Source organism: Flavobacterium sp. ACAM 123 (assembly GCF_000264055.1).
Lineage (GTDB): Bacteria > Bacteroidota > Bacteroidia > Flavobacteriales > Flavobacteriaceae > Flavobacterium.
The window spans coordinates 1-2,696 of the sequence record NZ_AJXL01000197.1; the positions used below are offsets into that span (position 1 = coordinate 1).

Below are 2,696 nucleotides of genomic sequence, written 5' to 3' on the forward strand. Positions count from 1 at the left end.
GCTGCTTTTACTTTTTTGAAAAAAGAGAGGCCAGTGAAAATTAATAATTATAGCATTTAGGTACAGTTTATTAGACCTAAAAAACAGTGCTACATGGCAGCTATTTTTTTTATATTTAAAAATATATTTATGTTTTGACCCAGTAATGTATTATATTTCACCGAATAGAGTTCCATTATCAGTAATGGAAACTATTAAAAGTTAAAAAACATAATTAATTTTCTATGACAATCATAATCTCACTTTGTCTATTGCTGCTTATTGCATACTTGTTTGACCTTACAGCTGCAAGGACAAAAATACCATCTGTTATATTATTATTACTTTTGGGTTGGTTCGTTCGAGAAGTAACCTTTTTACTTGACATTGACCTTCCGGACCTTACCGCTACTTTACCTGTATTAGGTACAATTGGGCTTATTCTTATCGTATTAGAAGGATCATTAGAACTAGAACTCAACAGATCTAAAGTTGCGCTGATTAGAAAATCATCCATAGGCGCTTTCCTTCCTTTGATTATTTTAGCTTTTTCGCTTGCCTATTTATTACAGTATTACGGAGGGTATTCTTTTAGAGAAAGTCTAATAAATGCAATTCCTTTTTGCGTAATCAGCAGTGCTATAGCCATTCCAAGCGTAAGAAACCTTAGTTCGAGTCAAAAAGAATTTATCATTTACGAAAGTAGTCTATCCGATATTTTTGGAGTGATTTTCTTCAATTTTATTGCCTACAACACCAGCTTCGGATTAGAAACTTTTGGCTATTTTTGTTTAGAAATACTAATTATAATCGCAATTTCTTTTGTAGCAACTATATTATTGTCCTTTCTTCTAAATAAAATCCAACATCATATTAAGTTCGTTCCAATCGTCTTGCTAATTATATTAATTTATGAAATATCAAAAATATTCCATTTGCCGGCACTTATTTTTATCCTTGTTTTTGGACTATCAATCGGTAATTTAGATGAATTAAGACATTATAGATGGACACAACAATTTAGACTTGACTTGCTGAATAAAGAGGTTATCAAGTTTAAAGAGTTGATAATTGAAGCTACCTTTCTGGTTAGGGCATTATTCTTTCTTTTATTTGGATATTTAATTAAAACCACCGAAATTATAAATACAGTTACCCTTGTCTGGGCTGTTGGTATTGTAGTAATCCTTTTTCTTTTGCGATTCATCCAGCTTAAGGTTTCTAAAATACCTTTATTTCCTTTACTTTTTGTAGCTCCTAGAGGACTTATTACAATATTATTGTTCTTGGGTATAGCGCCTGAACAAAGGATCTTGTTGGTGAATAAATCATTAATTATTCAAGTGATCTTGATGACTGCAATTGTAATGATGCTGGGATTAATGATAACAGCTAAAAAGAGAAAAACAATTAAAGAAGAAAAAAGGAAAGTAAAAGAAGAAATCCCAGATGAAAATGATGAAGTATAAAAAAATCCACCCTGTGAACTACCCAAATAGTATCTCTATTTTTAGGACTACTTTAACGAGGCAGAATTTATGTTTAAATACTTTTTAAAGCTTCTATTAACACATCTATATCTTCTTTCGAATTATAGTGGCTTAGGGAAATACGCAGACTTGGTCTTCTTAAATCTTCATTTGAAAGCATTTCAGCTAATACATGTGATGCTCTGATGCTTCCGCTCTGGCAAGCACTTCCTCTAGAAACCGCTATGCCTTTCATATCTAAATTAAATAGAATCATAGCTGTTTTGTCCTCTGAAAAAGGCAATAAAACGTTTACCATATTATAAAAACCATCTTGACTTCCATTCACCATAAAACCAGGAAGTTCAATTCCAAGTCGTTCCATTAAATACTTTTTCAGTGCAGAGATCTGGGACCTCTCTTCCTGCAAGTTATCATAGGAAAGCTCCAAAGCTTTTGCCATTCCTGCAATTTGATGCACTGCTTCTGTTCCGGGTCGCAATCCCTTTTCTTGTTCGCCACCAAAAAACAAGGGCTGTAAGCCTGAATTCTTTCGCACAAATGCAAATCCAACGCCCTTGGGACCATGAAATTTATGGGCACTGGCTACTAAAAAGTCAATGGATACTTTTTGCAGGTCTATTTCCTTTTTTCCGATGGACTGAACCGTATCAGAGTGCAATAGTGCATTGTATTGTTTGCAGATTGGTACAATCCTATCGAGGTCTAAAACGGTTCCTATTTCATTGTTAACATGCATCAAACTCACTAAAGTTTTATGATTTTGTGCTAATAATTCGACTAAATCCGTAATATCTATTTCTCCATTTGGCTTGACAGCAACATAATCCACCTGAATATCAAATTCCTTTTGCAGAGCCTGAACCGTATACAAAACGGCATGATGCTCAATTCTACTGGTAATAATCCGCTTTACTTTCAAATCTGCCACAGCCGAACGAAGAATCCAGTTGTTGGCTTCCGTTCCACAGGACGTAAAAATAATTTCTTGCGCAGAAGCATTCAATTGCTTGGCAATTGATTTTCTGGAAAGTTCGAGAACACTTTTGGAATTTCGTCCAAAACTGTGCGTTGAGGAAGGATTTCCAAAATCTTCCGCCATTACTTTTGTCATTTCTTGAATGACCTCCGGTCTTATGGCTGTCGTTGATGCGTTATCGAGGTATATTTTTTTCATTACTGCAAAGTTATGAAATATCAATTATGTATTCTGCAATATTAATTGTC

2 protein-coding genes are annotated in these 2,696 nt (G+C 34.0%); one reads left to right on the forward strand and one right to left on the reverse strand.

What is annotated here, in order from left to right; genetic code table 11:
• Window positions 1-224: 224 nt before the first annotated feature.
• Window positions 225-1,448 carry a sodium:proton antiporter gene (locus tag A3SG_RS20445; RefSeq protein WP_035664693.1) on the forward strand — a complete coding sequence of 408 codons (1,224 nt, stop codon included), beginning with the start codon at window positions 225-227 and terminating at the stop codon, window positions 1,446-1,448.
• Window positions 1,449-1,521: 73 nt separating this feature from the next.
• Here the strand turns inward: A3SG_RS20445 and A3SG_RS0118085 are convergent, their stop codons facing one another.
• Window positions 1,522-2,646 carry a cysteine desulfurase family protein gene (locus tag A3SG_RS0118085; RefSeq protein ID WP_016991402.1) on the reverse strand — a complete coding sequence of 375 codons (1,125 nt, stop codon included), beginning with the start codon at window positions 2,644-2,646 and terminating at the stop codon, window positions 1,522-1,524.
• Window positions 2,647-2,696: the final 50 nt, after the last annotated feature.

Coding starts and splice junctions, on each gene's coding strand:
- A3SG_RS20445 (WP_035664693.1), top strand. CDS start 225: ATGACAATCATAATCTCACTTTGTCTATTGCTGCTTATTGCATACTTG.
- A3SG_RS0118085 (WP_016991402.1), bottom strand. CDS start 2,646: ATGAAAAAAATATACCTCGATAACGCATCAACGACAGCCATAAGACCG.